At 48.0% G+C, this 25,328-nt stretch carries 27 protein-coding genes; 7 read left to right on the plus strand and 20 right to left on the minus strand.

Features of this window, described 5'->3' with window-relative positions:
- Window positions 1-22 precede the first annotated feature (22 nt).
- On the plus strand, window positions 23-1,003 hold the full coding sequence (locus H9I35_RS06065) for a LacI family DNA-binding transcriptional regulator (RefSeq protein ID WP_187420665.1): 981 nt from the start codon (window positions 23-25) through the stop codon (window positions 1,001-1,003).
- A gap of 56 nt (window positions 1,004-1,059) precedes the next feature.
- On the opposite strand, the gene H9I35_RS06070 is transcribed toward H9I35_RS06065, so the two are convergent.
- Entirely contained in the window at window positions 1,060-1,557 is a 498-nt protein-coding gene (locus tag H9I35_RS06070) for a GNAT family N-acetyltransferase (protein ID WP_187420666.1), read from the minus strand.
- A gap of 41 nt (window positions 1,558-1,598) precedes the next feature.
- The gene (locus H9I35_RS06075; protein ID WP_187420667.1) at window positions 1,599-2,966 is read right to left on the minus strand and encodes an MATE family efflux transporter; all 1,368 of its coding nucleotides are present in this window, start codon (window positions 2,964-2,966) and stop codon (window positions 1,599-1,601) included.
- 191 nt (window positions 2,967-3,157) lie between these two features.
- Between H9I35_RS06075 and H9I35_RS06080 the strand changes: the two genes are divergently transcribed.
- Window positions 3,158-4,060: a M15 family metallopeptidase gene (locus tag H9I35_RS06080; RefSeq protein WP_187420668.1), complete on the plus strand. Its 903-nt coding sequence runs from the start codon at window positions 3,158-3,160 to the stop codon at window positions 4,058-4,060.
- Window positions 4,061-4,270: 210 nt separating this feature from the next.
- On the opposite strand, the gene H9I35_RS06085 is transcribed toward H9I35_RS06080, so the two are convergent.
- Window positions 4,271-5,470 (minus strand): integrase catalytic domain-containing protein, encoded by a 1,200-nt coding sequence (locus tag H9I35_RS06085; RefSeq protein ID WP_187418950.1) that lies wholly within the window; start codon window positions 5,468-5,470, stop codon window positions 4,271-4,273.
- Window positions 5,471-5,698: 228 nt separating this feature from the next.
- On the opposite strand from H9I35_RS06085, the gene H9I35_RS06090 reads away from it, so the two are divergent.
- Window positions 5,699-6,262 carry a hypothetical protein gene (locus H9I35_RS06090; RefSeq protein WP_187420669.1) on the plus strand — a complete coding sequence of 188 codons (564 nt, stop codon included), beginning with the start codon at window positions 5,699-5,701 and terminating at the stop codon, window positions 6,260-6,262.
- A 65-nt stretch (window positions 6,263-6,327) separates the two neighbouring features.
- Window positions 6,328-6,762: a hypothetical protein gene (locus H9I35_RS06095; RefSeq protein WP_187420670.1), complete on the plus strand. Its 435-nt coding sequence runs from the start codon at window positions 6,328-6,330 to the stop codon at window positions 6,760-6,762.
- Between the two features lie 35 nt (window positions 6,763-6,797).
- Here H9I35_RS06095 and rlmB read toward each other — a convergent pair whose 3' ends face one another.
- The 3 genes from rlmB to H9I35_RS06110 form a co-directional block, all read right to left on the minus strand.
- Entirely contained in the window at window positions 6,798-7,625 is an 828-nt protein-coding gene (gene rlmB / locus H9I35_RS06100; protein ID WP_187420671.1) for a 23S rRNA (guanosine(2251)-2'-O)-methyltransferase RlmB, read from the minus strand.
- Window positions 7,626-7,718: 93 nt separating this feature from the next.
- The gene (locus H9I35_RS06105) at window positions 7,719-8,222 is read right to left on the minus strand and encodes a YchJ family protein (protein ID WP_016522056.1); all 504 of its coding nucleotides are present in this window, start codon (window positions 8,220-8,222) and stop codon (window positions 7,719-7,721) included.
- A 187-nt stretch (window positions 8,223-8,409) separates the two neighbouring features.
- Window positions 8,410-9,609 carry an integrase catalytic domain-containing protein gene (locus tag H9I35_RS06110; RefSeq protein WP_187418950.1) on the minus strand — a complete coding sequence of 400 codons (1,200 nt, stop codon included), beginning with the start codon at window positions 9,607-9,609 and terminating at the stop codon, window positions 8,410-8,412.
- 183 nt (window positions 9,610-9,792) lie between these two features.
- On the opposite strand from H9I35_RS06110, the gene H9I35_RS06115 reads away from it, so the two are divergent.
- Window positions 9,793-10,977 (plus strand): iron-containing alcohol dehydrogenase, encoded by a 1,185-nt coding sequence (locus H9I35_RS06115; protein ID WP_187420672.1) that lies wholly within the window; start codon window positions 9,793-9,795, stop codon window positions 10,975-10,977.
- Between the two features lie 190 nt (window positions 10,978-11,167).
- On the opposite strand, the gene H9I35_RS06120 is transcribed toward H9I35_RS06115, so the two are convergent.
- The 14 genes from H9I35_RS06120 to aroA all read right to left on the minus strand — a co-directional run bounded on the left by H9I35_RS06120 (window position 11,168) and on the right by aroA (window position 22,491).
- Complete coding sequence (locus H9I35_RS06120) at window positions 11,168-11,440, minus strand: type II toxin-antitoxin system YafQ family toxin (protein ID WP_187420673.1); 273 nt, start codon at window positions 11,438-11,440, stop codon at window positions 11,168-11,170.
- Window positions 11,433-11,699, minus strand: coding sequence for a type II toxin-antitoxin system RelB/DinJ family antitoxin (locus tag H9I35_RS06125; RefSeq protein WP_187420674.1), 267 nt, complete (start codon window positions 11,697-11,699; stop codon window positions 11,433-11,435). The genes H9I35_RS06120 and H9I35_RS06125 overlap by 8 nt, the downstream gene beginning before the upstream one ends.
- Before the next feature lie 195 nt (window positions 11,700-11,894).
- A complete protein-coding gene (locus H9I35_RS06130) occupies window positions 11,895-12,938 on the minus strand; it encodes a hypothetical protein (RefSeq protein WP_187420675.1) in 1,044 nt (347 codons plus the stop codon).
- 10 nt (window positions 12,939-12,948) lie between these two features.
- On the minus strand, window positions 12,949-13,329 hold the full coding sequence (locus H9I35_RS06135) for a hypothetical protein (RefSeq protein WP_187420676.1): 381 nt from the start codon (window positions 13,327-13,329) through the stop codon (window positions 12,949-12,951).
- A gap of 73 nt (window positions 13,330-13,402) precedes the next feature.
- Window positions 13,403-13,768 (minus strand): hypothetical protein, encoded by a 366-nt coding sequence (locus tag H9I35_RS06140; protein ID WP_187420677.1) that lies wholly within the window; start codon window positions 13,766-13,768, stop codon window positions 13,403-13,405.
- Between the two features lie 243 nt (window positions 13,769-14,011).
- Window positions 14,012-16,030: a S1 family peptidase gene (locus H9I35_RS06145; protein WP_187420678.1), complete on the minus strand. Its 2,019-nt coding sequence runs from the start codon at window positions 16,028-16,030 to the stop codon at window positions 14,012-14,014.
- An 87-nt stretch (window positions 16,031-16,117) separates the two neighbouring features.
- Window positions 16,118-16,492, minus strand: a complete 375-nt coding sequence (locus H9I35_RS06150; protein WP_187420679.1) for a heavy-metal-associated domain-containing protein — start codon at window positions 16,490-16,492, stop codon at window positions 16,118-16,120.
- 281 nt (window positions 16,493-16,773) lie between these two features.
- Complete coding sequence (locus H9I35_RS06155; RefSeq protein WP_016522068.1) at window positions 16,774-17,190, minus strand: flavodoxin; 417 nt, start codon at window positions 17,188-17,190, stop codon at window positions 16,774-16,776.
- Window positions 17,191-17,215: 25 nt separating this feature from the next.
- Complete coding sequence (locus H9I35_RS06160) at window positions 17,216-17,791, minus strand: DUF3793 family protein (protein ID WP_187420680.1); 576 nt, start codon at window positions 17,789-17,791, stop codon at window positions 17,216-17,218.
- Window positions 17,792-17,794: 3 nt separating this feature from the next.
- Window positions 17,795-17,995, minus strand: a complete 201-nt coding sequence (locus tag H9I35_RS06165) for a FeoB-associated Cys-rich membrane protein (RefSeq protein ID WP_187420681.1) — start codon at window positions 17,993-17,995, stop codon at window positions 17,795-17,797.
- 186 nt (window positions 17,996-18,181) lie between these two features.
- The gene (feoB, locus tag H9I35_RS06170; protein ID WP_187420682.1) at window positions 18,182-20,365 is read right to left on the minus strand and encodes a ferrous iron transport protein B; all 2,184 of its coding nucleotides are present in this window, start codon (window positions 20,363-20,365) and stop codon (window positions 18,182-18,184) included.
- Window positions 20,366-20,443: 78 nt separating this feature from the next.
- Window positions 20,444-20,665, minus strand: coding sequence for a FeoA family protein (locus tag H9I35_RS06175; RefSeq protein WP_021331113.1), 222 nt, complete (start codon window positions 20,663-20,665; stop codon window positions 20,444-20,446).
- A gap of 58 nt (window positions 20,666-20,723) precedes the next feature.
- Window positions 20,724-20,933: a FeoA family protein gene (locus H9I35_RS06180; RefSeq protein ID WP_252722741.1), complete on the minus strand. Its 210-nt coding sequence runs from the start codon at window positions 20,931-20,933 to the stop codon at window positions 20,724-20,726.
- Between the two features lie 178 nt (window positions 20,934-21,111).
- Window positions 21,112-22,491, minus strand: a complete 1,380-nt coding sequence (aroA, locus tag H9I35_RS06185) for a 3-phosphoshikimate 1-carboxyvinyltransferase (RefSeq protein ID WP_187420684.1) — start codon at window positions 22,489-22,491, stop codon at window positions 21,112-21,114.
- An 80-nt stretch (window positions 22,492-22,571) separates the two neighbouring features.
- Here aroA and H9I35_RS06190 point away from each other — a divergent pair, with 80 nt between their 5' ends.
- Both H9I35_RS06190 and H9I35_RS06195 read left to right on the plus strand, forming a co-directional pair.
- Complete coding sequence (locus H9I35_RS06190; protein ID WP_187420685.1) at window positions 22,572-24,227, plus strand: hypothetical protein; 1,656 nt, start codon at window positions 22,572-22,574, stop codon at window positions 24,225-24,227.
- Window positions 24,228-24,241: 14 nt separating this feature from the next.
- Window positions 24,242-25,312, plus strand: coding sequence for an MraY family glycosyltransferase (locus H9I35_RS06195; protein WP_187420686.1), 1,071 nt, complete (start codon window positions 24,242-24,244; stop codon window positions 25,310-25,312).
- Window positions 25,313-25,328: the final 16 nt, after the last annotated feature.

Raw genomic sequence — 25,328 nt, forward strand, 5'->3', positions numbered from 1 at the left:
AAATACGGTTGATAATAATCCTATGATCACCATCAACGATGTCGCTCACATGGCAGGCGTATCGAAGTCGACCGTGTCCCGCGTTATGACGAATCCGTCTATCGTCAAGCCGGAAACGAGAGAAAAAGTACAGCGCGTCATTCGCAAAAAAAATTATGTACCCAGCACGATTGCGCAAAACCTCAGCGGCACTCCTACAAAGACAGTCGGCATCGTCATCAACGAAATGGCAAATTTCTTTTTCGTCGAAATCCTCGAAGGTGTCGACCGTGTGCTTTCGGCAAACGGATATTCGCTCGAAATCCATTCGTCGCAGTGGATCGACGAAAAAGAAAACGCGCAGATACGCTCGCTCATCAGCAAGCGTGCGGACGGCGTGCTGCTCGCCCCGCTTTCGAGTTCGAGCAAGAGCATCAATATGCTGCTGAAAGCGAAGATACCGCTCGTCGTATTCAACTGCATTCCCGATTCGCGCCGATGCCCCTACGTCGCATCCGATAATTTCGCAGGCGGAAAACTTGCCGGCGAATATATGAATACTCTCGGTGTACAGCAGTACATCGTCGTATCGGGCTTCGAACATCAAACGATTACGGACAGAGTAAACGGCTGCCTCGCCGTACTCAAAGCCAAGCGCGTCGTCCGTTATGAACACGTAAGTACATTTGAAGACGGAGAAAATCTCGTTCCGATCTTAATAAAAAAGAACCGTATCGATTCGGTAAAAACCGCGCTCTTTATCACGAATGACAACGTCGCAATCGGAACACTGCACAAACTGATCGAAAGCGGCATACGCGTTCCCGAACAGGTTTCCGTTATCGGCTACGACGACATAAAACTCGCAAAACTGTGTAAAGTCGCGCTGACGACCGTTTCGCAAAACGCGTTTCGGCTCGGAAAAACCGCTGCCGAAAAACTCCTCGACATCATCTCGCAAAAGAATGTCCGCACCGATACCGTGTACTCCCCCTCGATGATCGTGCGGGAGTCGAGCGGATAGTACGATAGCGCCGTTTCCCTCGTTGAGCAATTTTACCGTAATTTTCGCAAAATTTTTCAGCGCATATCTTTTTCCGCAATGAGCTCATAGGCGATGCGCGGAGTACCGTCGGCGACACGGATTATGCCGCATTCTTCAAATCCCGCTTTTTCGATCGCGCACCGCATCGTTTTGTTGTCGGCATGCGTATCGATCCTGATGTGAGAAATGCGTGCTTTACAAAACTCGATCGCAGCGGCAAAAACACCTTTGACCGTACCGTCGCTTGCAATGCGGTGAATCGTGCCGTACGGCGCATCGCTCATCCATGCGCCTTCGATTCGCGCGTATGTCGGATCGTCGCCCGGGATAAATGCAAACACTCCGTGTACGCCGCCGTCCGCTTCGACGACATAATTGTGTTTTTTATGGATATCATCCTTTATTAAATTTTCCGGCGGAAAGGATTTCCCCCACTGAGTCGGATTCCCGTGCGCCGTCATATATTCGCGCGCAAGGGAATAAATGCGCAGTATGTCGGAAAAATCTTTTTGTTCGGCCTGTCGAATCGTCATTTTTATTTTCTCATTTATATTAAAATTAATAATTAATGAATTTATCGCGTAACGTTGTGCAGCCATTTGCCGTTACGCACGCGGACGAAGCCTGCACACGCTTTTAAAATCTGTTCGATCTGCAAACAGACATAGATAATACACGGCTCGGCATGCAGCACAAAAGCTGCAATGCATGCTGCCGGAATCGCGACGAACCACATCCACACGCTGTCGTTGACTGCGGCGTAAACGGTATCGCCGCCCGATCGGCACATACCTACGATGAAAAACATATTGAACGCATTTGCCGGGTAGACGCACATGAGGATGCGAAGCATAAGCCTCGCCTGCCGAATGATGTACGGGCCGACATTGAATAAAGAGGGAAGAGCGAATGAAAGCGGAAAAAGCAGCGAACCGATAATGACGCCCATCGCGGGCATAAACCATGCGAATCTGTTTGCGTACAGCCGCGCTTCCGACTCGGCTCCTTCACCGATTTTTTTGCCGATGATAACCCCCGCACCGTTTCCGACACCGATAAAAAACACCCACGTCAGCTGCGAAATTGTTCCGGTTATATTGAATGCCGCAATCGCATCGGTACCCGCGTGCGAAAAAATCGAGTTTTCCGCCGTAATACCTAAACTCCACAACGTTTCGTTTATAATGACCGGCAGTGCGATTTTGACGAAGCGTCCAAGAAAATCGCCGTTGAACGAAAAGAATTCGGAAAAACTGCCGCACGCTTCATATTTTTTCCGATATGCCCAACCGGCCGTAATCGCGAGCTCCACGAATCGGGAAACAAGCGTCGCGATCGCGGCTCCCTCCACTCCCATTGCCGGTACGGTCAGCACGGAGCCGAATACGGAAACGGAAGCTCCGAAGATCAAAAGATAATTGAAAACGGCATTGATGAAAAATGAAACGGCGGTACTCACCGTCGGAAGGATGACGTGCTCGGTTGCACGGAAAGCCAGCTGAAATGCAAAGCTCAGCGAAAGCATGGGATAACTCAATGCGATCCGGCGCAAGTAAGCGCCGCCGAGGTCGATCACCCGTTCATCCGAAGAATACAACGAAATCAATTCACGCGGGAAAAAAAGCGCGGCGGCGGTAAACACAAGCGAAAGAGCGAACGAAAGCATAAGCGTAATGCCCAGCGTCCGGCGGATTCCTGCGATATCTTTTTTACCCCAATACTGCGCGATAAAGATAGCGCCGCCGCTTGAAATACCGAAAAGCATCATATTGAGTATAAAAAAAATCTGATTGCCGAGACCGACCGCTACGATTTCGGCCGCACCGAGCCTGCCGACCATAACGGTGTCGAGCATATTGACGAAGGTTTGAAGAAAATTCTGCAATACAATCGGAAGCGCGATCGTAAAAAGCGTACTGTAAAATCCCGGCAAAGCAGTCATAATCGCACCTCACGCAATCACGCCCGCACATAACAAAGCGCAGCGGCGGATTTCAAACAATGTAAAATCCGCATTATTCTACAATATAACAAAACGTTTATCGAAACAATACCGGACTTGCGTAACTTACCGCCGTTATATCTTTTATGTTATTGCAGCGTATTTTATCTGCGCGTTTTTTGGGAGTACCGATGCATACCGTAAAACGTTTTTTTAAACCGGCTGCGGCGACGCTCGCACTTTTATTTTTTACCGCATCTTTTTTCGCCGCCCCGCCCGAACCGAAAGAACTCGATATCCTCCGGCGCACGTATCCCGATATCGTATTTACGGCAATATACGATGCCGCGCTTGCCGATTTTAAAATCGATATCGTACAAAACCGCGGCACGGAACGAAAAACGACGGCATTGTATTGGGCGGACGGTAAAATGCTTCCTGCGGATAAACTCGCCGAACACGAATCTTATTGGCCTCTCTTCTACCCCTACGCAAAAGAAGTACCCGACCCGGCAAAATTTACCGAAGAGGATGTACGCCGCCTGCGTAATTTTTCTTCGGCGGAAAACCGCGCAAAACAAGCCGGCACGTCGCCTTATTTTTTCAATGCGGTCTATGACTGTGCGACACGGCAATCGACCGAAACGCACATAAAGCGCGTGTCGTTTCTCGGAAAATATACCAATGCGCACGAACGGATTTTTGCACCGCTTGCACGCGTCGAAAATAAAATCCGGGAGCGCGCGAAAACCGATGCCGCCGTGCAGCGCTTCATCGATGAATTGGCGCGCGTGGACAGCTACAACTGGCGGGAAATCGGAGACCGCGCGTCGCGTTCGTTCCACAGCTACGGCATTGCCCTCGATGTGCTGCCGCGGGGCTGGGGACAAAAAAATATCTATTGGGCATGGCGGCGCGACATCGATCCCGACGGATGGATGACGCTGCCGCTCGAAAAACGCTGGATGCCGCCTGCCGGCGTAATCGAAGCGTTCGAATCGGAAGGATTTATCTGGGGCGGTAAGTGGCCGATTTGGGACAATATGCATTTCGAATATCATCCCGAATTGATCGCGAACAGCCTGAACGGATAGAGGAGGGTTTGAAGAAAACAAAAAATACGGATTCGGAAGCGCAGCGAAAGAAAATCGCCCGACACACGCCGGCAGGCGATATGCCGTATCGCGAGGAGACGCAATGCGCGCTCGCATAAAAGCGCCTGTCATCGTTGCGCAGATCGTATTTCCTCACGTAAAAATCTAACCGAAACGATTTCGGTTCCTCAAGTAAAAATCTAACCGTAGCTATGACCGTTGCACCGCCATAGCGATAAGCTTACGCTGCAAGAGTTGTGTCTTGTCAAGCAGCTGTTGTAAATCCAATCTGTTCTTTCTCCTGAAAAGCTCAGCTTTTACCGCCTTGCTTACCTCCTTACTTTCCATAAGCCTTCGGTAGGGAGTCTTAGCCGCATCATATTTCTTTATGACCTTTGCGTCTATTCGTTGCTTTGCAATAATCTTCATCGAGGGAAAAAAGAAATTAACGAGCTTATTATAACTTTCATACAGTTCTGCTAAGACAACACAGGCAGCTTCTCCCTCAAATCGATAGTAGCCGACAATACGCCTTACCACGCTGTCGTTTTTCTGTTCAACAAAACAGTTGTCATTTTTTTTGTACGACCGGCTTCGGGTGAACGTAATATGATTTAGTTCACACCACTGCAAAAGCTGTATATTTTTGAACTCACGTCCGTTATCGCTGTCAATGCCTTTCATAGCAAAGGGTAAGTGTATTTTCACGTCCTCTGTCGCTTCTTTGACCCACCGATGAGCTTTATTCAAAAGCGCACGATTTTCCGTCCATCCTGAATGAACGTCGGTGAGTGTCAGGGTACAAATATACTGTCCTTCCGTAGTTGTACCGCAATGAGCGACCGTATCGGCTTCGAAAAAGCCCGGTTTTCGTTCGTCCCAATCGAAGAAGGTGCGGATCGGAATGAGTTTATTGAGATTCTTTGCCGGTCGTGTCGTTGCAATACCGCGGATGGAATGCTTGGGGATTTCCGGCTTGAGTATCCTTGAGACCGTTGCGCTTGATATGTGAGCAAGTTTTGTTTTCAGTTGTTCAGTATAGCCGAACTTGAGGGCAAGGTAATCGATATTGTCGCGGATAAAGGGTACGAGCCGTTTTGCACACAGGTACATCGAAAATAGCCACAGTCGAATAACTTCACGCTGCACATCTTGACCGTAGTATTTTTCATAGTGCCGCTTTTTACGAGGCTTTTTGATGATCTGTACACTCTTTCTTTCGACGTTGTTGAAGTGTGTTATTTTTATGCGTGCGCTGTTTTTGAGGATGTGGATGGCGTATTTTCGGTTGTAGCCGGTGGTTGCGGTGAACTCGTCGATGATTTTCGTCTTGCGCTTCTTGTTTGCCGTACAGTAGCGTTTTGCCGTTTCTTCGGTCAATTTCTTTTTCGTTTTCATATCTAACCCCATGGTGCCCTTCCTTCGGGCTTCTATTGTGACTCAGATTTGGGTTAGATTTTTACGTGAGGAACGGCTTTTTTTTCGGTTAGATTTAACGTGATGCAATGCGCAGATTTGAATTAATTGGAAAAATATGCTATAATATACAGCAGCATAATCATGCAAATACAGGCAATAATCGTTTGAACCGGTTGCAGAGGCAGCCGTTCATAAAAAATTATTGCCGGGGGGTATAAAATGAAAAAATTGATTATTGCAGCAATCCTCGCTGCGGGGATCGCTATTTCAGGATTATCCGCAGTCGAAACGACATTGTCGCTCGGAGGAACGGCGGAACTGTCGTATTGGACGGACATCAAAGAATTCAAAAAAGAAGCTATCAGAAACAGCATCGACAACAAAGATTACAGCTTCGGTCCGGACGTAACGTTTTTCAGTTATACGTCGGGATTTACCGGCTTATGGGGAAACGCCGCACTTATTTTCCCGAAAAACAAATTATTCAACACGTGGGGCATACTCGATTTCAACCTCGGACCCGCATTCCGCATCCCTCTCGGCAATATCCTTGTCATCCAGCTCGGAGTCGGTGCAAATGCAAAATTCCCGATCGACTTTAAATCCGCAATGATCGGCGTCGGTACGACCGGCAGCGTACAGATCGGACTCGGCGAATCGGCTGCACTGGTCGGCGGAATCAACGTTTCGTATGACTTTTACGAATTCGTCGAAAAGCAAAAGGTAACGTATTTGACGATCAGACCTTATGTCGGAATCGGCTTCAGAATCGGAGACAAATAACGGCGTTACGTATGCAAAAACGGGCTGCTCGATGCGGCTCGTTTTTTTATGTCTGCAAAACAAAGATGTTAAAAAAAAGAAAGCATAAAACTATCGTCGGCACAATCGGCATTTCGCTTTTAATAATTTTATTATTTTTTATTTTTACGGAAGCATGGATCCATGCTCACGATTATTACGGACTGCTGAAAAACACAAACGGTACTTTATATATCCTAAAAAGCGTACTTCCGAAAAACGACTTTCTTACCGCAGACGGTATTTTATTAAAACTTCCGTATGGCTACGCGAAAATATGTTCAAACGGCGCGATGGGTTTTTCACCGTTTACCGATACTGCTTCATGGATACAGGAATTGAATCGTGCATATAAATTTGTCGATCAGCTCGGCTCAAATTATGTATGGCTCGATAAAGCAACCGAAAGATTGTTGTTCGTAACTTTAAAAAAAAGCGGAATGATAGATTATCTCATATTTCATACCAAGCCGATTGTGTAACATGTTTTCCGCTGTCGCCGTTTTTGCATGCATTGTTACCTAGTAAAACGCCGGTATCGCTCATACAGCAGAATGCCCGCGGCGACGGATACGTTCAAGCTGTCGATTTTTCCGCAGGTCGGAATGGATACGACCGCATCGCAGTTTTTTGCAAGAAGCGGCGAAATGCCTTTTCCTTCACTCCCCATGACGATGACCGTTCTCCGTGCAAAGTCGACGGAACCGAGCGCCTCTCCGCCGGCATCTGCGCCGTATACCCAAAAGCCGGCCTCTTTCAATCGCTGAACCGCGCGCACCGCATTCGGTACGACGCTCACGGGAACCCACGCGGCGGCTCCCGCGCTTGAGCGGGCAATCACTTCGTTGTGTGCTATGTCGTTTGCACTTCTAGCCTGCGGTAAGATAACGAGAGAAGTACCGAACTGATCGCAGCTTCGGATAATCGCTCCGACGTTGTGGGGATCGGTCACCGAATCGAGAATGAGTACCGTCGAGTATGTATTTTGCCGCACGTCGTCTTGTAAAACGCCGCTTTGATCCGGTGAAGCGTCATAATCGGACGGCAAAGATGCGAGCCATTCGTCAAAATCGACGATATTGTGTACGTCCTCCGATTCTCCCGAAATGCAGAGCACGATGCCGCGGTGATCGCGCGCGGTTTCGGAGAGACGCGCGGCAAGGGAATCGAGTACTGCATCGTCCGCTTGTTCGCAAGGAATGCCTTCCTGCTTTGCAAGCGCGATGATTTTTTTCGCGCGCGGCCCCGCTTTACTCCAGAGGATGCGCATCCGGCCGCTTCCGCGCGAATCACTCCGTATGCGCTCTTCGATTGCATGAAATCCCGTAACGATTCTTTCAGCCATATCGTACCGCCGCACCGTATTTTCCGTATCCGCGCTTCCTGCAGCCGTACGCCGTTTTGCAAAAAGTACAAAAGGCGGACACCGAAACTCCGCTTACCGCCCGCAGCATTGTTTGTATTTTTTTCCGCTGCCGCAGGGACAAGGATCGTTCCGCCCGATTTTTTTGCCTTCGCGGCGTATCGTCGTCGTTTTGAGATTGCCCGTCGTATACAGCCATTCGCCGTCCGCTTTTTCAAACGCTGCGGTTTCATGATGCTTGTCGCGCAGTCCGTGACGCGTATAATCGGCTTCGAATTCGACGATGCCTTCGGTGTCCCCCGCCGCACCTTTTTCGGTACGCAGAATTTTCAAACCGTGCCATACGGACTGATTACTCCAATCCTCCGTTGCTTTGCGGTCTATGTCCCCGCGTCCTTCGCCGTCTTTACACGTATTTACGATAAAGTCGATTTCATGTACGACGTATGCCGTGTACCGCGCGCGCATAAGCGCTTCCGCCGTAGCGGCTTTTGTTTTGCCGGTAACAACAGGTTCGCAGCAGTCGGCATATTTTTTGCCTGAACCGCACGGACACATATCAATTTTTTCGTTGGTCATAGCACGAGTATAGCATGAACATTCGGTCGGAGCAATAATCGCGGATCGGCCGCCGAACGAAACACCGTTACGGAGTGCCGAATTTTTCAATCTTAATACGGTATGGAATCGTAAAACCTTCCGTATTTCCTCACGTAAAAATCTAACCGAAACGATTTCGGTTCCTCAAGTAAAAATCTAACCGTAGCTATGACCGTTGCACCGCCATAGCGATAAGCTTACGCTGCAAGAGTTGTGTCTTGTCAAGCAGCTGTTGTAAATCCAATCTGTTCTTTCTCCTGAAAAGCTCAGCTTTTACCGCCTTGCTTACCTCCTTACTTTCCATAAGCCTTCGGTAGGGAGTCTTAGCCGCATCATATTTCTTTATGACCTTTGCGTCTATTCGTTGCTTTGCAATAATCTTCATCGAGGGAAAAAAGAAATTAACGAGCTTATTATAACTTTCATACAGTTCTGCTAAGACAACACAGGCAGCTTCTCCCTCAAATCGATAGTAGCCGACAATACGCCTTACCACGCTGTCGTTTTTCTGTTCAACAAAACAGTTGTCATTTTTTTTGTACGACCGGCTTCGGGTGAACGTAATATGATTTAGTTCACACCACTGCAAAAGCTGTATATTTTTGAACTCACGTCCGTTATCGCTGTCAATGCCTTTCATAGCAAAGGGTAAGTGTATTTTCACGTCCTCTGTCGCTTCTTTGACCCACCGATGAGCTTTATTCAAAAGCGCACGATTTTCCGTCCATCCTGAATGAACGTCGGTGAGTGTCAGGGTACAAATATACTGTCCTTCCGTAGTTGTACCGCAATGAGCGACCGTATCGGCTTCGAAAAAGCCCGGTTTTCGTTCGTCCCAATCGAAGAAGGTGCGGATCGGAATGAGTTTATTGAGATTCTTTGCCGGTCGTGTCGTTGCAATACCGCGGATGGAATGCTTGGGGATTTCCGGCTTGAGTATCCTTGAGACCGTTGCGCTTGATATGTGAGCAAGTTTTGTTTTCAGTTGTTCAGTATAGCCGAACTTGAGGGCAAGGTAATCGATATTGTCGCGGATAAAGGGTACGAGCCGTTTTGCACACAGGTACATCGAAAATAGCCACAGTCGAATAACTTCACGCTGCACATCTTGACCGTAGTATTTTTCATAGTGCCGCTTTTTACGAGGCTTTTTGATGATCTGTACACTCTTTCTTTCGACGTTGTTGAAGTGTGTTATTTTTATGCGTGCGCTGTTTTTGAGGATGTGGATGGCGTATTTTCGGTTGTAGCCGGTGGTTGCGGTGAACTCGTCGATGATTTTCGTCTTGCGCTTCTTGTTTGCCGTACAGTAGCGTTTTGCCGTTTCTTCGGTCAATTTCTTTTTCGTTTTCATATCTAACCCCATGGTGCCCTTCCTTCGGGCTTCTATTGTGACTCAGATTTGGGTTAGATTTTTACGTGAGGAACGGCTTTTTTTTCGGTTAGATTTAACATGATGCAATGCGCCTTCTTGCGCGCGCAGCCCAATCGCTATATACTGGAAGCATTGAAATCACAGTGTTCTTACTTTGAATGCATGGGAGGTCGTATGTTCAATTTTACATATTTTACGCCGACGAAAGTCGTTTTCGGAAAAGAAACGGAAACACAAATCGGTTCGCTCGTCGCCGAACAGAAGTGCAAAAAAGTGCTCATCCATTACGGAAGCGGAAGCGTACAAAAGTCGGGACTCCTTGACCGCGTAAAGAAATCGCTCGACGAAGCAAAGATTTCGTATATAGAACTCGGCGGCGTCGTGCCGAACCCTCGTCTCTCGCTCGTATATCAAGGTATCGATCTTGTTAAAAAAGAAAACGTCGATTTTATCCTTGCAGTCGGAGGCGGCAGCGTTATCGATTCGGCGAAAGCGATCGGCTACGGAGTCGCAAACGAAGGCGACGTGTGGGATTTCTATGAACACACGCGGCTGCCGGAAGCGTGCATGCCGATCGGCGTCGTTTTGACCATCGCCGCAACCGGCAGCGAAATGAGCAACAGCACCGTTATCACCAAAGAAGAGGGACAGATAAAACGCGGCTGCAATACGGATTTTTGCCGGCCGAAATTTGCGGTGATGAATCCCGAATTGACGATGACGCTCCCCGATTATCAAACGGCGTGCGGCTGCACCGATATCCTCATGCATACGATGGAACGCTATTTTACAAACGGCGGCAACATGGAAATCACCGACAGCATCGCCGAAGCGCTCATGCGCACCGTTATGGTAAATGCGCAGATCCTGTGCGAAGAACCGCAAAATTACGATGCACGCGCGGAAATCATGTGGGCGGGAAGCCTTTCGCATAACGGGCTCACGGGCTGCGGAGCACAACACGGCGGCGATTGGGCCTCACACGCAATCGAACACGAATTGAGCGGTATGTTCGACGTTGCTCACGGCGCAGGACTCGCGGCGATTTGGGGAAGCTGGGCGCGCTATGTGTATAAAGATTGCCTTCCGCGCTTCCATAAGTTCGCCGTCAATGTCATGGGGATCGCCGACGGTACGCCGGAAGAAATCGCGCTGCGCGGTATTCAAGCGATGGAAAAATTTTTCCGCAAAATTAAAATGCCGACAAGCCTCAAAGAGCTCGGCATCAGTCTTTCCGAAGAACAGATGAAAACGCTGGCACACAAATGCAGTCTCGCGACGGGAGGAAAGCGTGGCTCGGCGAAAGTTTTGTATGAAGCCGATATGTTCGAAATTTATAAAATGGCGAACGACCGGTAAAGTGCTCCTTAAAAGAGCGGTACGGAAAATATTTCGCATTCCGAATATAACCGGATAACAAAAAAAACGGGGCCGGCTCAAAAGCGAAAAAGCTTAAAGGCTTTTGAGCTTCGCTGTCAGCTTAACCTTATTTTAAACCGCAAACGGGCACAGTCACGTTTGTCGGCTTTGGAAACGGTGTCAGGCAATTTTAATACAAATCGGAATGTGTTCCTGTCCTAAAAAGAAGTAATTCCAATTCTTTTTCCTTTATCTTATAAATTAAAAGCAAATCAGGACGAACATGGCATTCCCTATAACCTTTATAATTTCCAACTAAGAAATGGTCTCGTTTTTCTTCCGGCAGCGGTTCTTGCTTTTGAAGCATACCGATTACTTTGAAAAGTTCATCAATATCAACATCACGCTTCTGCGCAAGTTTATAATCCTTTTTGAATTGCGTTGTGTATACAAGATCAAGCATCTAATGAAGCTCTCAAATCCGAAATAGTTGAAAAAGGACCATGCAATTCCTTTCCATTTTCAGCAAGCTCGATTGCTTGTCGTGTAAGACCATTCGGTAAATCACTTTTTATTTCAAATGGAATTCTATGTTCACGCACAACAGCTTTTGCAAATAAAGTAATTGCGGTAGAAACAGACATACCAAAATCTTCACAAATGAGAGAAAATTCATACTTTAACTGACTATCCATCCTAACACTAAATGCTGACTGGTTCATATATACACCTATTTGATATAAATATACACCTAATTGATACTAATTTGCAAGCTTTTATTATAGTTTTCTTTTATTTTTTCTATAATAAAAATTAACGAAAGTGTGAAGCTACCCGAAGGGCAGTCCACACAACATTATTTCAAATCGCAAACCGGCTTACCGGATTTGCCGGCTTTAAAAACGGTGTCTGGTGATTTAATTTATTAACACTGCATCCACAAGACGCATTATATCGGTTTCCGTTCCGATTCCATTAAATACAGTTTTATTTTTCTTAATATCAAATACTCTATAACAAACAGTCCAATTCTTACCAAACAGTCCATTGCGCAAGGAATCTTTAAAAGGACTGATACAAAGCGGTACCAGAAAATAATCATCAGATAGAAGCACTAAAGGTCCGGCCATTCGCTCGTATCTTTGCTTAAACGTACATTGAATATCTTCGAATGTATTTAAATCCGTTATCACACAGCTTCCGCTGTCGCTCCTAAAATATTTCATATTCTCTGTTTGTGTAACGGATGAACCCTCCCTTATTATTTTATTTTTATAACGACTGCAGGGATAAGACCAGCCGATATCAATTTCATTCTTTCGAACATCACCTGTTGAACGGTCAATTACAAAACTTCCCGAATCACCGACAAATCCTCCGTCCATATAAAAGTAAACCGTATTATCATCTGCCTGCACAGCGGTAATAAATCTGCTTTCGTACCGTTCTCCGTGTTTGTCAAGAATATCTTCCACTTCAAAAAGTTTATTAATTTTTTTTGTTTTGGAATTATATTCATATAAAATATGCGGTTCTCTATTTTTTTCGCATCTTTCGCACCAGAAGAATGAATCCTCCGTAAAAGTGCGGAATCGGTAAATCTCTTTTTCAAAATCGAATAAAATCTTTTCTTCATTTGTAATATAGTTCAGTCGAATTATTCGATATACATTTTCCGCTTTCTCGGCAAATAAAACGGAATCCAAATGTTCTCTGTCAAAATGAATTTCCAAAATGTTTCGATTCTTTAAATTTTCAAGTTCGGCAAGCATTTGATTGTCATTAAATATCGAAAACGTTTTATTATCGGAATATCCCTTTTGAAATAAATATAAAAGTGAAAAATTTTGATCGTCTTTTTTATCATCAGCACAAGATAATACAATCGGTAATAACATAAAAAAGAGAGCAATTAAAAGCGTAATTTTTGTTTTCATTTTTCTCTTTGTTTTACTTGGCATAAGTTTATATTTATACACCTAACATAGTATTAAATACGCTTTCTATTGATATGAATGCAATACAACAAATAACATCCGATAATACATAAATAAAAATAGTGGGTCTTTTTATTGTTTTATTTTTTACGGACAAAACCAAACTAATAATTTGCATTATAATTGAAATCCCAAATAATATTTCCGGCAAATAAAAACATTGTGCAAAATAAAACAACATTCCGGGAATTATAAGAATAATACCGATAACAGCTGTCCATATATTATTTATATTTGAAACATTTCCAAAACAGTTTATAATCGATACTGAAAAGCAAGGAAGTAAAAGAATCGTATTCACAATTAAAATTATCAACGCTATTGGTTCTATTTTTTTATCTTCATTTTTTTTCATTTCCAACTCAAGTACCCTGCCTTATTCATCCAACACTCGCTTACCCTGCAGCGAGAATTACCCTGTTGATAAGTCAGTCGGTGTCGGATTGTGTTTTCAAAACATCGCCGGTTTTTCTTTTTCGATTCATTAATAAAAATGAAATTATTACCGGTAATATCAGCGCGGATAGAGCATATAATAATTCAGCGGAACCTAAAATTATTTTTCCATAGATCAAAATCGATAAAGCGGATACCGCATATAAAACAAAATGTTTTAAAATAATTTTATCGGTTCCTGTCATTGCACAAATAAAAATTGCCGTCAACGGTACAATAAATCGTTTATAATTAAAAACGCTTGATGCAATAATTCCGGCAATAAAATAAGTGATAACATGAAAAACCGTTACGGAAAGAATAAAAGGTATGATTTTTTCAGAATCGGCTTTTTTCATCCTGCAGCCTCCACATGTAAACTGATTATTATATTTCAATCAATCAACCGAATATTATTTTGAATCGCACCGGCGGCATCCGAGCATAACAAGGGATGATCGGTATTGGAAAGGTTCAAGCAATGCCGATCTATCCGAATTCGAATCAACAACCCCGACGCAGCCTCGAAGCGAAGCTTCAAGCGGCATCGGGGTATTAAATCCTCCGCACGAATAAATCGGCACGTTTTACATAGCGAGGTTTTAGCGCAAACGGACGCTCTTTTCCGCCGCCGCAATAAAGCGCAGCGCTTCGCTCTTTTTCCCCTGTCCGCCCAATCCTCCTCCGAGGATATACACGCAGTCCGCAGCGCTTCTGGTTTTATAGCCGACGCCTTTCGGATAGATAATTTTATCGATAAACGTGTATTGTTCGCTGTCGTAGGGTTTTCCGTCATACGGCGCAATACCGTCGCGCTTTTGCTCCCAGCTTTCCGTCGTAGTTTTCAGCGCACTTGCATCGGGCTTGGGTTGTTTGGAAATAAACAAAAAGCGATAATTTTCCGCACGCTTATTCGTAGACAAACTGAGCGTTCTTTCTTCCTGCATGATTTTTCCGTCTTTGAATGCATAGCCGATCGAAAGAGCGAACGTCGTGTCGTCGGACGCCGCCAAAAGAGAAGACGGCAGATCGACGGAATACGTGGCGGTTTTAAGAGCGATATGCTTTTTGGAATAGTCGAGCGAAATCGATTCGACAACGGGATCCCGTTTTCCCGCTTCGGTTTCCGAAAGCGCAAGGTATTCTTTCCAATTTTTCAATTCCGCCGAATACGACGGGTACGCATAATCGGCGACGAACGCCATATCCTGCCGATGTCCGTTTAAAACGTCGCCGTACGAATCGAACTTGAGCATGACGTAAACGCCGTCGGGCATCGGAAGCGCGTATGCGATCGCCATATAATCGACGAACGGAAGCTCCCAATAGTTGACAAGCCACGTGCGGCCGAAACGGTCGATATGCCGGTCGGATTTGCACGGATCGCCGAGAGAAGTGATTGCTATTTTTTCGCCGGCGACGTTCCGCGTGATTTTGCTTGCGGAAAGGATATAATCGATATATGTTTTCGGAGAGGTGACAAGGTCTTTCAGTGCGATCGATTCGGGCTTTACGACATACGCGAACGTATAGCCGAGCATCGCGCCGAAATTGACAAAACCGTTATCGCCGAGCTGATGCGTCGCAATATCTTTCGGCTTCATGTAATCCCATTTGCCCGCTTCCGACAGATACATCGTATAGGGAAAATTTGCCATATACGAATTCGAAAGCATTTCCGCAAAGCCCGCTGCGCGGGCAAAACCTTCTTTCGCATCGGGAGCAAAGCGTTCACTCAAATCGTGTACGAGTTTATCGGTGTTTTTTCTGTTATGCGACGTGATCTCCTCGCGGAGCGATCCGAGGTTTTGCGGCAGCGAAAACTTTTCGTCGAAAACATGATAAAAGCGTTCCGTCAAAATCGTCGGGAGCCGATAGTAAAAGGGGATATGCACGACACCCGTGTTGTCGGCGACGTTTTTCGTTTCCGCAAAAGGCAGCGCATAGTTCAAGTTTTCATTTTGGCTTTTCATGGCGATGATACCGAGTACATCGCCTTTTTCGGTAACAAGCGGACCTCCGGAATTTCCCGGACTTGCGGCAGCCGAAAAGCGGAGCCACTGCCACGCACCGTTTTCCTGTTCGGGCGTACGGCTCGTAAGCACGCCGTTTCTGATGACGATGCCTTCACCGAGCGCGTTGCCGACAGAAAACACCGCCGAGTTCAGCGCGGCATCCGGCGCGACGGAAAGACCTGCGTTTTTATCGGCGGTAAAATTTTCCGCATCGAAACAGATAAAATCGCGGTCGGTTGCAAATTTCGTAACCGATGTGATCTTCCACGTTTTACCGTCTTTACCGCGCAAAAAATAATTCGTGTACAACGTTTCTTTGTACAGCGAAAATACGTGCGCTGCGGAATAAAATTTTCCGTCGCTCATCAAAAATGCCGTACCGATCGGCAAGTATGCGTCGTTACGGATTGCAAACGGAATACGCTCGAGCGGAAGTTTTTTTTCGTATGTGAGATTTCCCTCCGCCGGTTTTTCGACAACGACTTCAAATACAGCCGCCTGCACTTTTTCCAAAACGGCGCTTTCCAAAATAGTCTGCGTGTAAGCCGAAACAAACGCGCACGCCCAAACGACAAGGGCGAGATACAATTTTCGTGTGTTTTTCATAGAATGATTGTAACATTCTTTTTTGAATTTTTCCAGACCGCGATTTTGCACAATGTTCGTTTGCGAAAAAATCGCGAGCGGCTCCTATCACACCGCCGTTATCCGCACGTTTTTCATCGTATAGCCGGCTTTTGAAACCGCTTCGACGAGGGCAGCTTCGCCGCCTTTTTCCTTCAGCAAAACGGACACCGAATTTTTTTTGAGATTTACGGCCGCCCATACGCCGTCGAGACTGTTGAGCGCATTCGTAACGCGCGCGGCGCAGTTTTTACACGTCATGCCTTCCACCGCCGCTTCGGCACGATACGGATAATGAGAACGATCGGTATCGGAAGGTTCTATTTTTACGATGGAATCGCCTCCCGAACAGCAGCTCTTTCCCGAAGCGCTTTGCAAAACAGAACGCACGCCGAATACGACTCCGACTGCGATTATTAAAATGATAATTATATTTACCGCCATAGCAAACCTCCTGCGGATTTTTATGATGGGTTTTCAAAAAAACAGGACCTGTGCGCTTGTGGCGTACGCAGCAGGCCCTGTGAAAAGCTGGAAACTTTTACTTTGTAGCTATGTCCCGTACAAGAGAATTGACAACCCTCCTGCACGCAGAAGAACCTATGTTAAAACCGTGCCGACCTCATTCGAATCGGCCGGCGCCGTTTTCCATCCGCTCCGATTCGTCGTATCGAAGCGGGTACCTGTCTGCGCATCATACGCACGCAAACCGGCACGCAATTTTGTTATGCGCTTGCGCCGAGATCTTCGCACGCTTTTACGGCATCCGCATCCGGCTCAAGGTGAGCCATGAGACCTTCGCCGTTTACCATCGTGCCGCCCGCATTTTTGACGCGGTCCGCCCAATCGCGAAGCCACTGACCGTCGCCCCAATCGTACGAACCGAAGAGCGCAACTTTTTTTCCGGCGAGACTGCCTTCGATGGACGTAAAGAAATCTTCCATGCTGTCTTCAAGAACTTCCGCACCCATCGCAGGGCTGCCTAAGATAATGACGTCGGCGCCTAAAACTTCCGCCGCATCAGCTTCGTCGGCTTTTTTCATTATAACGGTCGCGCCGGAACCCTGCGCACCTTTTGCGATCGCCTGAGCCATCGCTTCCGTATTTCCCGTCGTACTTGCATATACGATCGCTTTTTTCATTTTATGCCTCCATAAAAAATAATTATTATTCAACGCACCGCTTTGCATATCGTTTTGCTGCAAGTGGTACCGATAATCCCTTTTTTAACAATTCACGGCAGCCTGCGCTGCATATTTTATACCGCTCCATTTGCTTTCGTGCGGCATGCACGTCTCCGTACACTTTCCAAAAACCCGCATACCGGCAATTTCCGCCGGCTCTTTTTTCAAAGAGCACGACATCTTCAAGCGGATAACCGAGAAAGACGCCGACTTCATGCGGAAACGATTTTTCTCCTGCAAGCCGGTGCAGCAGTTCCGAAAGCATCGCTTGGAATCCCGCTTCTACGGGATAGCCTTTTTCTTTCAAATACCGCCGTATACAGCAATCGCCGCACTGCCGTTCGAGCAGATTTTTATCGTATACAAAAAACAGTACCGGCGCATTGCGGCGAGGCACGGCGACGATATATTTTTTATCTCCGGCAAAAGCGCTGTGCCACTCACGCAATTTATATTTGCTTTCGTCATACACTTCTTTCCGTATGGAAAAAAGACACGACGGTTTTATGCCGCACAGTGCGGGCGCCCCGCAATGTATAACGGCTTCATCAAAACTCATACGCTATTTTTTCGAGCGCTCGTCCAAAAACTTTTCCGCGTGCGAAAATTCATGACAGCCGCCTTTTGACGAACACCAGCCCGTACATCCGAGACAGCCGGGATTGCCGGTCAGTTTCGCCTCGCGGTGAGTTTTTACAACGGCGCGTACCGCGAAAAATCCCCACACGGCGATACAAAGCACGGCAATAATATTTGCAATCATACCAACCTCCGTAAACCGCCGGCAAGCGCCCGTTTTACCCGGGACAATTTTGCATGCCGTAAAACCCGCAAAACCATCCGTTCCGAAAGCCGCGGCGTCCGCAATGCAAACGCCGCAACCGATCATTTTTATAAAACGCCGTTTTAACTGCGTCCGTTTTCTTTCCGATCGATATCCGCCGACACTTTATGCGGCGACCGCGCGCCCTCTCATCATGCGTTCCTGCTTTTTATACGGATCCGGGCGGAACAGCATAACAAGGATGACGAGCGTAAAGAAGATCGCGAATACCGTTCCGACTCCGAAAGCTCCCGTCATAAAAAGCATACCGTACTGGTACACGCACAGCGCGATAACGTAGGCGAATACGTTTTGGAACAAAACCGCAAACCAAAACCACTTCCGGCTCTGCAGGTTTTGCGCCATCGTCGAAATGGCCGCAATACAAGGAGAGTCGAGCAGGTTGAACACGAGGTACGATATGGCGGCGGGAAGCGTCGGGAACCACGTCGCGACTGCGCTTGCAACCGCGTCGGCTTCTTCAACGCTGTCTTCAGCGACATTTGCGAGAACGCCCATCGTACTGACGATACCTTCTTTTGCAACGAAACCCGAAATGGCCGAAGCCGCGGACTGCCAACCGCCCACTTCGCCTCCGAAGCCGAGCGGTATGAATATCCAGCGGAGCGCATTGCCGACCGCCGCAAGCATGGACTCCGCAGGATCGACAAGGCCGAAACCTTCTTCACCGAAACCGTAACTCGACAGGAACCACATAACCAAGCACATGAGGAAAAGTACGGTTCCCGCTTTGATCATAAAGCCTTTCAAACGTTCCCACGTATGGAGCAGCACCGTCTTCACTTGAGGAATATGATACTGCGGCAGTTCCATAACAAAGGGAGCCGCATCCCCGTGGAAGGGCTTTGTCTTTTTCAGCATAATCGCCGCGATGAGTACGCACGCAACGCCCGTCGCATACATAGCCGGCGCAAGCCACGCGGCACTCATACCCGATACGTGCTGCACCATAACCGCACCCATGAGCGCGATGACGGGAAGCTTTGCACCGCAGGGCACCCACGTCGTCGTCATAATCGTCAAGCGACGGTCGTTATCATTTTCGATCGTCTTCGACGCCATAATACCGGGAACGCCGCAGCCCGAAGAGATGAGCAGCGGAATAAAGCTTTTCCCCGAAAGGCCGAAGTGTCTGAACACGCGGTCCATGACGAAAGCGATGCGCACCATATAGCCGATATCTTCAACGACTGAAAGCAGCAAAAACAAAACTGCCATCTGCGGCACAAAGCCGAGAATCGTACCGACGCCGCCGATCAAACCGTTGACGACGCAGTCGGTGAGCACTTCGTTCGCACCCGCGCCTTCCATCCAGCCGGAAACGATATCCTGAATACCCGCAACAAACGAATCGTTCGTCCAGTCCGTCATCCACGTGCCGACCGTCGTTACCGAAATATAATAAATAACCCACATGACGGCAAGGAAAATCGGAATGCCGAGCCAGCGGTTCGTCACAATCTTATCGATTTTATCGGATGTCGTCAGTTTATTGCCCGATTTTTTCAAACAGCCTTTCAGCATCTTCGTGATGTATTCGTAGCGTTCGTTTGTAATAAGCGATTCGGAATCGTCGTCGTACTCCGCTTCAAGGGCTTTTGTGATCTCTTCCGCTTTTGCGGCGTCTCCCGCCGAAAGATGCAGACGCTCCAGCACAACTCTATCGCGCTCGATCAGTTTGATCGCATACCAGCGTTTGAGTTCTGCAGAAATATCTGCGGGAACAAGCGCTTCCATTTTTGAAATCGCCTGTTCGACGTTTGCGGAAAAACACTTTTTGGGCATAACCGTTTTCGAGTTGCGCGCAGCTTCCGCCGCAGCGCGGGCGGCTTCTTTTACGCCCGTACCTTTCAGCGCAGACGTTTCGATTATCTTACAGCCGAGCGCTTCGCTGAGTTTTTCCGTATCGATTTTATCGCCCGATTTTTTCAGCACGTCGATCATATTCAGCGCAATGACGACGGGCTTGCCGAGCTCAAGAATTTGCGTAGTTAAATATAAGTTTCTCTCGATGTTCGTCGAATCTACAAGATTCAAAACCGCCGCAGGATCGTTTCCCGCAAGATAATCGCGGCTTACGACTTCTTCGGGCGTATACGGAGAAAGCGAATAAATACCGGGTAAGTCCGTAACGATAATATCGCTTTCGCCTTTCATTCGGCCTTCTTTTTTTTCTACCGTTACTCCCGGCCAGTTACCGACATACTGATTCGCCCCCGTCAGCGAATTGAACATAGTCGTTTTGCCGCAGTTCGGGTTTCCTGCAAGCGCAATTTTAATTGTTGCCATAGTTCCTCCACAAGCTACCAACGTTTTTTATCTTTTCAATACAAATAGGTGCGCTTCGCACACTGCGCCTGCACGCGCTTATTCCACTTCGATGCAATCCGCATCGTCTTTTCGGACGCTCAACTCGTATCCTCTGATCGTCACTTCAACCGGATCGCCGAGCGGCGCAACTTTACGGATATACACGCTGCATCCGTTGGTAAAACCCATGTCCATGAGGCGGCGTTTTAATGCGCCTTCTCCGTCCAACCTTTTGACCGTTACCGTTTCGCCTACGGTAACATCCCGCAATGTTTTCATTATGATCTCCTTGACCGTTTAACGGCCGTAATAAAACACACCGTAAAAAGATCCGCGCTCACACCATAATGCGGTTGGCCATCGCGCGATCCAATGCAATTCGGGATTCTTTTACCTGTACGATAATATTCCCGTTTGTCGTAGAAACGACGGTTATCGGAGTACCGACATTGAAGCCGATTTCGTTGAGACGCTGTCTGACTTCGGCCGTACCGCCGACTTTTTTTACCGTACATTGTTCGCCGATTGCACACATCGATAAAGGCATCATAACTTTCCTGTTCGAAAGCGCGCTTCAAAAACACGCCGCTTTTCCAAAGGTTAATATACGCTAACCGGCTGAAACTGTCAATAGCCTGTGCTAACTTTTCAAGTATAACCGAAACCGCGTGTTATTTTCGCCCGTACTCGCGTTGCCATACAACGCTCATATAAGGCAAAAGAATCTATATAACGAAACCCGCACCGATGCCGTTCATGGCATCGATAAAATCGGGAAACGAAACGGCCGAACACTCCGCGTCTTTTACGGTAATCGCCTCGCCTTCGGGCAGTCCGAAACCGAAACACGAAAGCGCCATCGCAGCGCGGTGATCGCCGTATGTTTCGACCGTACCGCCGTGAATCGCAAACGCATCGTTTTTTTCGCCGGATGCGCTAAGCGGTGCGTGTCCGTGAATCACGAGGCAATCCGCTTCGGCTTCAATTTCGACGCCGAGTTTCGTCAATTCGCTTTTCATCACTTCGACTCGGTCGGTTTCTTTTTTACGGCACACGCCGACGTCTTCTATAATCGTCGTCCCTTCGATAAACGATGCTGCGACGGCGAGCGCGCAGATCGCATCGGGAAAACCGGAAATAGGTACGCGCAATTCTCCGCGCGGCAATTTTTCCGCCGACAATCTGCCAGGCGCTTCTCCTTTTGCGGAACGCGCGCACTTTCCGCCGCGCACGGTAAGCGTATGCCGTATGCGATCGCGTTCGATGTCCGCGCCGACGGACTTTAGTACGTCCACGATCGCGTCGTCGCCCTGACTGCCCGAATCGTCTATATTATTAATTATTATTTCGCTGTCGGATATGAGAGAAGCGACGAGAGGAAACGCGAGAGCTTCCCAATCCGACGGAATCGTTTTGTCGAAAGGCGGAAGCGTAACGCCTCCCTTGACGCAAATGCGCTTGAAATCGTCCGACACGCTTACCTTCACACCGAGTTCTTCGAGCCACAAGCGCGTCATCGAAAGATAGGGCGTCTCTTTAGGATTTGTCAGCGTAATATCGAGCGTACCGTCTAGGCGAGAAGCCGCCATCATCATGCCGCTCACATACTGAGAAAGGCTTCCGTCGGTTATGACGCTCCGCTTTGAAAGGGGGCCGCGGATGATGAGAGGAGGGGCGTCGGTATCGGGGCGCGAAACGTAAGCTTCGCAGCCGAGCTGCTTGAGTGCGTCGACGACGTGGGAAACGGGTCGCTTTCGAATGGACTCGTCTCCGGTAAAAACGCTCCAGCCTGGAAAGGTCGCCGCGATCGGCGATAAAAAATACAAAAGCGATCCGGAGTTTCCGACATCGACGACATCGTCGGGAAGATGTGCGCACTTTCCCGCACCGGAAACCGTCCATACCGAATCGGCAGAATGAAAACCCGCGCCGATAAGCGGAATCGCACGGCTTGCCGACAGACAGTCGGCGCTCGGAAGCGGATTGAAAATATGCGACGTACCGTCTGCAAGAGCTGCAAGCAAAAGCGCACGTATCGTATGGCTTTTGGAACCGGGGACGGTGATCGTTCCGCGGAGATTTCGTTTCCTCGATACGATATCCATAATTTATTATTTTAACACATGTTCGGATGGATTGTATACCGTTGTTGTGCACCGATACTTTTTGTGTTATTATTTCGAATATGAAAAATCGGGCGCTCTTGTATACCGACGACACCGACAACCTCACGGCTCTTGTTCATTGCCTTATAAAACACGGCTGCGAAATTCTGTCGGCAGGACAAACCGGAAAGCTGCTCGCGGATGCCGATATCGCGTATACGGCGGTATCCGTTTTCGACGATTCGCCGCGCACTTTCGGCGACTACGAGGCGATGCTGCAATCGCTCGTTACAAGCGGTAGGCAAAACGAATTCGGCCGCTCAGACGAAACGGGTGCGATCCGCCTCGTCTGTATCAATTTGGAACCCGTATCTCATGCGCGGAAAAATTATAAATCGCTCGATTCCGTTGCGGACAAAATCGATATGCGCGCCCTCTCTTTCATTCAAGCGGCGTGCAAAAATTATAAAAACATACTCATACTCACCGATCCCGTCGATTATGAAGAAGCGATCGTTAAAATAGAAACACAAAGTATTTCCGAAGCGTTCCGGCTCTACCTTGCGGCAAAAGCGTTCAATATGATTTCGGCTTGTACCGCCGCGGCGGGAAACGCGATTTTACAGCAGGCGGGAGATAAATCCTATCCCCGTTATTTTATGCTGCCGTATAAAAAATCCGAAGAGCTGATAAACAAAGAGCAGTCGCACCGTTCGGCCTGTCTCTATACGCTTTTGCACGGCGGTGCGCTCGACAGCTTGCGGAAAAATCAGGGCGGGGAACTTTTGTACAGTCTCTACGTCAATATCGATGCGGTGTGGGAAAGCCTCAGCAATTTTTCCGCGTTGTTGAAAAAGCCTCCGACGGTAACCGAACGCGACGACAACGGAAATGAAATAGAAATGCGTTTTACGCCGGCTGCAGGATCTGTATTTACGTGTTCGTCAAAACACGGCATTCCCGTCAGCGCAGCACTCGGTTCGAACTGTACCGAATCCTTTCAAAAGATGTCCGCCTGCAGAAAAGCGTTTTTGGAAAACGCCGTCGCAGGATTCAGCGCAGTCGTCGACGAAAACGCAGCAAACGAATTATTAAAATCGAATTTGGCGGCGGTCGTCGCGCCGGACTTTACGGCGGGAGCAAAAACGCTGCTTGCCGAGCGGAAAGATATCCGCCTGATCACGATGTCGACACCGGCGACGATATCGTACAATATCCGCTCGCTCAACGGCGGACTCATCGTCGAAGAAGACAAAGTTACGCTCTTCGATTCGTGGAAGGTCGTCACAAAAGCGCGGCCGACACAAATTCAAGCCGATGAAGCGGCATTCGCACAGCTCGTCCTGCTCGGCGCGAAACACGATGCTGCCGCCGTCATCGGAAACATGACGACGATTGGTATGTGCTGCGCGGCGCTCGCTCCGGCGGACGCTTGCTTTGCGGCGATCAACAGAGCCGCGAACAATATGCAAAGCGAACCGGCAAAAAGCACAGCGCCTGTCGAAACGCTCGTAAGCGCAAGCGCACTGCCCTTTGACAAGGGTTTCGAACGTTTCATAAAGAGCGGCATACGTCTCATTTTGCAGCCCGGAGGTACCGATACCGATTCCGAATTTATTAAATTTTGCGACGAACACGGTATCGCCATGGTTTTTACGGATGATGAAGCGGTTTATCGAACGGGATCAACAAGCTCGGCGGAGAATGCCGAAGCACTGAATCCTTCTCGCGAATAAAATCGAGGTTGTTAATGATATACTATTTCGGTGCATATCTGCAGCATTTTTTCGGACCGGCGAGGCTTCTCCAATCCTACACGGTACTCATAACGCTCGCGCTTTATACGAGCTTTATCGCTTCGATGCGCCTTTTGCCCCGTTTTTACGAGCGCCTGCCGCACGACAGGGGCAGGGAATTTACGCTCACTGCGGAAGCATCGAAAGGGAAACCGACGGGAGCCGGCATCGTCTTCATCACGGTATTTATCGCCATCGCGTTTTTATGTACGCCGCTTACGATCCTGCAAGGCGGCACGCTTATGTTGACGTGGATCATGATGCTCACCGGATTTCTTGACGATAAGAGCCTTGTAAGCTGGGGCGAATACCGCAAAGCGCTGCTCGACTTTATCATAAGCTTTGCAGAAGCGCTGCTGCTTTTTTATTGTCTCAAAAGCGTGTCGCCCGACGGTCACGTCCGCTTTTGGCTGCCCTTCGTTACGCATCCGGTTTCGGTAAACGTTGCGGTATATGTGATCGTGTGTACGGTTTTGCTGTGGGCGTCGATCAATACGACGAACTGCACCGACGGAGTGGACGGGCTTTCGGGCACGCTCGTGCTCATCGCGCTCATCACGATGGGGTCGATTTTTTATTTTGTACTCGGTCACATCGATATAGCCGAATACCTGCTCGTACCGCATTTACCCAAGGGCGCGAACTGGGCTGTCATAAGTTTTGCACTCGCAGGTTCGCTTATGGGATACCTCTGGCACAACGCATACCCGAGCAAAGTGCTCATGGGAGACGCCGGCAGCCGCGCGCTCGGCTTTTTTATCGGCGTATGCGTTATGGTCAGCGGAAATCCCTTTTTGATTTTGGCGACATCGACGATCATGTCCATAAACGGCGGCATGGGATTATTGAAAGTCGCGCTGCTGCGTTTTTTCCATATACGCATATTCAACAATATCCGCTTTCCGCTGCACGACGAAATGCGTAAAAAGCGCGGATGGTCGCCGACGCAAGTACTTATCAAATTCGTCATCATGCAGCTGCTCATAACGGTAGCGCTGATCGGCATATTCTTTAAAGTGCGCTGAGCGTTTTGCGTACGCG

Origin of the sequence: Treponema sp. Marseille-Q4132 (assembly GCF_014334835.1) — a bacterium.
GTDB lineage: Bacteria > Spirochaetota > Spirochaetia > Treponematales > Treponemataceae > Treponema_D > Treponema_D paredis.